Origin of the sequence: Shewanella sp. AS16 (assembly GCF_021412365.1) — a bacterium.
GTDB lineage: Bacteria > Pseudomonadota > Gammaproteobacteria > Enterobacterales > Shewanellaceae > Shewanella > Shewanella salipaludis.
In genome coordinates, this window is record NZ_JAKCLK010000008.1 from 103,778 (window position 1) to 110,480 (window position 6,703).

A 6,703-nucleotide genomic window follows, 5' to 3' on the forward strand; every position below is an offset into this window, starting at 1 on the left:
TTTATGGAAGAAGTCTATATTAATGAAAATAGTGGTGGTCGCTTAACCACAGAAGCTTTATTAAGATCCACTGGGAGCGTTGATGTCAACCTAAAGATGAATGCTTTTCCCAAAGAAAAAGTCTGTATCTTCCATGTGGCGGGTGAAAACTTTTGGTTTAACTTGGGTTTTATTGATGGGGAATTAACACTACAGCGATGTGACTACGATTTGAGGGTCTCTGAAGAGCTCTTTAAAAAACTACCAGAAGATACCAGCTTTATTGCTTCATGGACGCCTGATTCATTGACTGTACTGCTTGGGAAAAGAGGCTTTGATGGACCGAGCATACGAAAGCAGATGAAAATAGAACCACGGCCTGTGCCTGCTAGCCTCATTCGTTGGACTAGGCACCAATCTCTGATCCCTACTGAGGTCTATCACCGTGAAGCTGATTTTGTTGCCAGAGTACATACTGGATTGTCTATGCTTCAAGACAAAATAGACTTAATGAGCAGTAAAGATATTTTCTGGAATGTTTCCCGCAATGGGAATCAGGTCAAGTGTCGCAGCCCAAAAAAAGAAGAAGACTTGCATGGAGTCATACATGCAATGTTGTCAGATCAGTTTTTCTTAGCATCTATAGAAGTTATACCTGAGGCATTGAGCAGCGTGGGTCGCCTAGACTTTTTATTTATAGGATATGTTAAGGGAGTTGGAATGGCGAAAGTTTGTGCAGAATTTAAGCTTGCACATTCTAGAGATCTTTATCGAGGCATTGAGTTTCAACTACCCAGTTACATGGCCAGTCATGACACAGACAATGGAGCATATTGTATCATTGACTACCGTGGCAAAGACTTTGATCAGCCTAGAGAAGATACTTTAAGTATGCACAATAGGCTAGCGTTAGCTTCAAGCCGTGGATGGCCCAGTGTTGATCACCCAATTAAGATTCATAAGTTTACAGTAGCCAAGTCTATTGCTGCATCGAAACTAACAAATGCCTAACAAACGGCTCCAAGTGACAACCAACCGCCGCGTCATTTGTGCTAGTGGCGCGAGCGCCGATTTTGGCACAAATCCCGCTCTGATTGTTTGCGCCTGAGCCGGGCGTTGATATGATTCCCTTTGTCAAATAGGCAAATAGTGTCCTTACCGGAAACCCAAAAAATTTCCGGTAAGGACACTCTGACAGTGGGCTTTGGCCAGTAAGTGTCGGCGGTTGACCTTGCTGATATCCGCGGATTTTAACCGCATTACTTGTTTGCGCCGCTGGAGCCTTGCCTCAGTCTAGGAGCGCGGATGTGACCGCCTAACGCCCTCGAGGGTTGCTCTCACCGCTGCCGCCGCCTTTACTGTCAGAGTGTATTCGTAACTCTAAACGCTAGATTAATAAGCCGTTATCGGCATATCTACCTCAAATTCCCGGGCAATGTCCCAAAGGTAGCCTGTCAGTTCCCGGGCCACCGTGGTGACAACCTTGTTGTATTCCTTGCCTCGTGCTTTCAGGGCATGGAAGCGGCGGCACAATCGCTGCTGTACCTCCCAGGCACGTGTTTGCAGCCGGATTGAGTGCCCTTGTTGCCGACTCTCCAGCTCCCGAGATACTTTGGCTGGAAAACGATAGGCCCAGGCAGACTCTATTAAAATGCGTCGTACATGGCCATTCCCGCATTTGGTGATCCCGCCGCGTCGCTCCCGCTGTCCGCTTGAGCGCTCACTGGGTGTCAGGCCAACAAAGTTCATCAAGGAGCGCGGTGAGTCAAAGCGTCGCAAGTCGCCCAGCTCGGCCATAATGGTCATGGCCGACAAGAAACGGATCCCCCGCAGCACGGTAAGGCGCTGCACCAGCGGATACCAACGCCAGCTTTCTGCCAGGCTCTGCAGCTCCAGTTCCAGTCGTTGCAGACGTTCGTGACGCTCGGTGACTATGTTGACGTAATGCTGGAAGGTGAGCTTGGTGGCGCTTTCCTGAAAGCTAATGTCGGCCAGATGGCGCCGATAAGCCTCGGTCCAGTTTTGTCGTCCACTGCAGGGGTGACCATGGCGCAACAGGAAGGATTTCAGCCGCTGCCGCGCCTGGCGCAAATCGAGCATGGCGTCTTCCCGGCAGCGGATAAGATCGCGAATGGCCTCGTCCCGTTCGTCCGGGACATAGATAGGCTTGAGATCACCACTGCGTGCCAGTCTGGCCAAAGTCATGGAATCGCGCTTATCGGTTTTCACTCTGTCACCAGGAGCTTTGGGGATGAGTGCCGGCGCGATCACCCAGCAGGCAATGCCTCGGCGTTGCAAATGACGATAGAGCCAGAAACCACAAGGACCGGCTTCATAAACGACGCACAGCTTGCTGGCCTTGGCAGTTTGATTTTTAATGAGTTTATCGAAAGAACGCAGGTTGGTTGGCAAGGTGCCATAGTATTGGACCGCGTCGGTTAACTTATCTGAAACCAAGGCCACATCTGTGGTCTCCTTGTGCACGTCCAAACCGATAAAAAGCGTGTTAGCTTTAGACATGTCGGCCTCCTGTGAATGTTTGATGTTCAACAAACAGTGTGGCTCTGGTTTTGCTAACCCACGAGAAAACACGGAGGCCGACACTTGCACAGGGAATCATTATGTCTAGCTGTACAGGGAAATCATGGAAGTTGAGTTAATCGTCGATACAAATAGAAAAATCTCTTTATCCTCTTTTGAGAAGCAATTGGACGGTTCATGTTGTGCAGCCATTAATATTGTCAGTAGTAAGCTGACTTACTCTGAAAAAGAGTTCTACTTTGAAGGTTTCCCCCAATTTATAGAAAATCTAGAGTTTATGTACTCAAAACTAAAAGGCTCTGCTGAATTAAGGTTTCACCATGAAAGTGACTATATTAAATTTGAAGCTAAATCATTAGGGCATATTGAAGTTACTGGGGAGTTTCTGGAATATGGTGAAATTCAACAGAATATTTATTTTGGTTTTGCTTTCGATCAAAGTTATTTGCCATCTTTCATAGAAAGTTTAAAAGCTGTATCTGCAAGTTTATACAGCTAACAAGTTACTCAAAAGGACGCAAAACGCTTGGATTGCGCTCCTTCGTCGCTAATTTTAGCCAAGCATTTTTGCGCCCATTAGTAAGGCGCTGGAGGATCCCCTCATAATCCAGGCATGCCTCCGGCATGAACCCGTTTGATGTATTCCATCATAGCCCAACGAAAAGTTGACTCTTTAATCTGGTATTTAGGTCGCCGTCGGACTTCTTTCCCAAGCCGGACGATTGATAATACAGCCCTGTTTATTATCGTATTGGCCTGAAAATGCCTCTGCCAACCAAGATGCATCGCTGCGATACCTATGCACCACAAGAGCATCTCGGCCAGCATGGCGATGAGTAAAAGCACATCATAGCGTCTTGGATCTTTACTTCGGCTTTGCCGCAGACCCATGCCATATTGAGGGCTCTTTAAATCCCGGAAGGTTTCTTCTATCTGCATCCGTTTGGCATATAGCGCCACTATCTTAACTGCCGGGAAAGACTCGGGGGGTAAGTTGGTCGCCAGCAGCCAAGGCTCTTTGCTTCCCAGACGATAGCTTTTTTGCGCAGTGTGGTTGCGACCAGCCTTGGACGAACGGGTATCTTTACGCGACTTGGGCTTGGCTTTGTACAAATGCAAGTGACACAGCAAGGGAGCTTTGCGGGCCAATCTCACCTGACCTATATGTTTGGCTATGTTTGTTGCCTTTGGATACAAAGACTTATTTGAGTACCACGACGACTGCTTACAAGGCTGGTAGCTGACATCACCACGAACACGCCCAAGCCAGAACCAGCCATGGCGCTCAACTTCTCGAAACCAGGTATTTCGGTAACCGGCATCGGTGACAATCAGCGGACAACAGCGTGGCGGCAAGACCTTAGCCAGCTCGGCCAGGAAAGCATCATGACTGCGGGGCGCATTGCTCTCTCTGAGGGATTAGGGCAAAGAGGAAAGTGCGCTCATACAGGGTCACCGAACGGCCTTGAACACTGACCGATGCACGCAGCGTCATCATCCTGAGCTGTTCGCGGACATCAGACCAATCAACCAGAATGATGGGCATAACTCTTGTCTTAAAAGAATGCACCGCAAAGATGCAGCGCATGCCAGCTGTAAATCAGAAACTTATCAGCAACCAGATGAGGATTTCCCAGCAAACGGTCGATACGCTTGATGTTGTGTTTAGGGGCCACGGAGCCGGAAATATTACGCCCTAACTGAGTCAATGAAAGCTGATTGCCATCGAGTAAGGCTTCTGTAGCAACCACCAGAGAATTAAGGCGTTTTTGGTGTATTTGAGGGCATTGCTTTTTGAGTAAATCGTGTAAGATACGGATGTCACGCATGGTGTTGGATCTGGTAGGTTTTTGGCGAAATTGATTAGATCAAACAACACCATGCGTGTCTACCAAAAGGAATTATCTGGGGATTCGCTAGAGCCGGGCGTTATACGCGCATAGCCAGCGCCTACTATTAGGCTCAGTCAACAAAAATATTGGAGGAGTGCATGTCTCATTTTTATCCTACTTCATATTGTGATAGCTACGAATATGGGCTGCCTGCTTTTGAACTTCGTGGAAACGAACTATATCCGACCGCTCACAACGAACGTGATGACTATGGTTTACCTGCGTTAGAAGTTCGAGGTAACGAAATCTATCCAACCGTGCACAACGAAATTCATGACTATGGCCTAGCTGTTTATGAAATTCGTGGTAAAGAAGTTTACCCTACGGTTTGCAATGAACTAGATGATTATGGCCTCGCTATATTTGAAATCCGTGAATGAATAAGTACACGTATAACAAGGGGCTCAAACAAAAAGATGGGACATCCAAATCTTTTTCTGTTACAGAATGAAATAACGAGATCTTGTCCCGCTCATAAAGAGGTGTAAACGCGCATGCGCGTTTAGCCGGAAGACATTGGACTAAAACCAAACTTAATGCTTTACACAACAGCAACTTGTGATAACGTGGTTTGCATTGGACTAATGTACATATGCGCATGCGCACTATTAAAATGTTAAGCACTCAAATGGAAGTCGCAGAGTAAAATGAGCAAATACTACCCACCAACTTACGAACAAGAGCAATTTCATTGCATTCACTGCGGTGTGTACGCAAAGCAAGAGTGGCACAATTTGTTTATTCAGCATCATGGCGCTTCTGATTTTACTAGTTCTAGGTGTACGCATTGTTGGGAGCGTTGCTACTGGTATCAAGACCGAATGATTGTCCCTAGCGAAGCTCCGGTTCCTCCACCACATGTTGATCTCCCTGAATCGTGTAGATCGGAGTACGATGAAGCTAGAGATATTGTTGCGCGATCACCTAGAGCTGCGGCGGCATTACTCCGCTTGTGTGTTCAAAAGCTTATGTTTGAGTTGGGAGAGAAAGGAAAAAATATCAATGATGATATTGGTGCTTTGGTAAAAAAGGGCTTGCCCGTTGAAGTTCAACAAGCTCTTGATTATTGCAGAGTAATCGGAAATAACGGAGTCCATCCTGGAGAAATTGAATTAACCGACAATCCAGAGATTGCGCATAGCATTTTTGAGATGATCAATTTCATTGTCGAAGACCGAATCTCAAGACCAAATAAAGTTGCTGCTTTATACAAAATTCTTCCTGAGGGAGCTCTTAAGGCAGTCGCAAAGCGGGATGGTACTCAAGAAAATGCTTAACAAGTCAATTAACTACGCGCCTATGGCGCCGGACGCGCTAACGCGCGCCGGTTATTGAAGCGTTATGCTACAAAGGAAGAGAACCGTTGAAAAAAGTATTTCTATCTTTATTGTTTCTTTCCGCGGCTGTTGTCATAGGCGCATGGAATATAGGCAAATCCAGAACTTTTCAATTTTTTGGTGAAATAATTGCAAAGATCGAAACAAATGAAAAGGTTGTCGCATTAACTTTTGATGATGGTCCATGGAGTGAGGAATACACTACTCAAGTATTGGGTACGCTTGAAGAATACAATGTAAAGGGAACTTTCTTTCTTAATGGGTCCGGGATTCAACAAAACATGCAGTCGGCCATAGATTTGGTCAATGCTGGCCATCAGATAGGTAATCATTCCTATAGCCATAAAAGAATGATGCTAATTGGGCTTGACGAAGTAAAGCAGGAAATCGATTCCACAACAACATTAATTCGTCAAGTTGGATTTGAAGGCGAGATATATTTTAGGCCTCCATATGGAAAAAAGCTTATTGTTCTGCCGTACTACTTGAAGTCAGAAGGAATAAAAACAATTACATGGGATGTGGAGCCTGAAACATATCCGGAAATAGCAGGAAGTTCTTCGGCTATAGCAGAGTATGTTGTTGAGTCTTCTTCACCAGGTTCAATTATTCTATTACATGTTTTGGGGTCTAAAAATAATGAGTCGCGGGGCGCTATAGCCCTGATAATTGATGGACTGAGGTCGAAGGGCTACAAATTTGTTACTGTCTCACAGTTGCTGGAAAAAAATGCATAACAAACGCAAGCATCCGACTCGCTACGCTCCCGGCTGTTGCGTGCGTTATAAGGCAACAAATGCTGAATCAGGCCACCCACAATAAATGGTGTGATCCAACGGCCTCTTCTAGACTGAGATAAATTGTCGATGTTGGAGTCTTGCCATGCCGCGTCCCAGAAGAACTCAGATCAGTGTCGAAGACACCCCTTTCTACCACTGCTGCAGCCGGGTGGTG

The 6,703-nt window shown here is 46.2% G+C and carries 6 protein-coding genes and 2 pseudogenes; 6 read left to right on the forward strand and 2 right to left on the reverse strand.

Annotated elements, in window-relative coordinates:
- The first annotated feature begins 3 nt into the window (after positions 1-3).
- Positions 4-990, forward strand: coding sequence for a hypothetical protein (locus LZP73_RS16335; protein ID WP_234236035.1), 987 nt, complete (start codon positions 4-6; stop codon positions 988-990).
- A 381-nt stretch (positions 991-1,371) separates the two neighbouring features.
- Here LZP73_RS16335 and LZP73_RS16340 read toward each other — a convergent pair whose 3' ends face one another.
- Positions 1,372-2,499, reverse strand: coding sequence for an IS110 family transposase (locus LZP73_RS16340; RefSeq protein WP_234236036.1), 1,128 nt, complete (start codon positions 2,497-2,499; stop codon positions 1,372-1,374).
- Positions 2,500-2,623: 124 nt separating this feature from the next.
- Here LZP73_RS16340 and LZP73_RS16345 point away from each other — a divergent pair, with 124 nt between their 5' ends.
- Positions 2,624-3,019, forward strand: a complete 396-nt coding sequence (locus LZP73_RS16345; protein ID WP_169565824.1) for a WapI family immunity protein — start codon at positions 2,624-2,626, stop codon at positions 3,017-3,019.
- Between the two features lie 101 nt (positions 3,020-3,120).
- Here LZP73_RS16345 and LZP73_RS16350 read toward each other — a convergent pair.
- Positions 3,121-4,349: pseudogene (locus LZP73_RS16350) on the reverse strand (IS4 family transposase).
- Positions 4,350-4,510: 161 nt separating this feature from the next.
- Here LZP73_RS16350 and LZP73_RS16355 point away from each other — a divergent pair.
- The 4 genes and pseudogenes from LZP73_RS16355 to LZP73_RS16370 all read left to right on the forward strand — a co-directional run.
- Entirely contained in the window at positions 4,511-4,792 is a 282-nt protein-coding gene (locus LZP73_RS16355; protein WP_234236037.1) for a hypothetical protein, read from the forward strand.
- A gap of 267 nt (positions 4,793-5,059) precedes the next feature.
- Positions 5,060-5,689, forward strand: coding sequence for a DUF4145 domain-containing protein (locus tag LZP73_RS16360; protein ID WP_234236038.1), 630 nt, complete (start codon positions 5,060-5,062; stop codon positions 5,687-5,689).
- 86 nt (positions 5,690-5,775) lie between these two features.
- Entirely contained in the window at positions 5,776-6,486 is a 711-nt protein-coding gene (locus LZP73_RS16365; protein WP_234236039.1) for a polysaccharide deacetylase family protein, read from the forward strand.
- 145 nt (positions 6,487-6,631) lie between these two features.
- A pseudogene (locus tag LZP73_RS16370) lies at positions 6,632-6,703 on the forward strand (Mobile element protein); the annotation flags it as partial.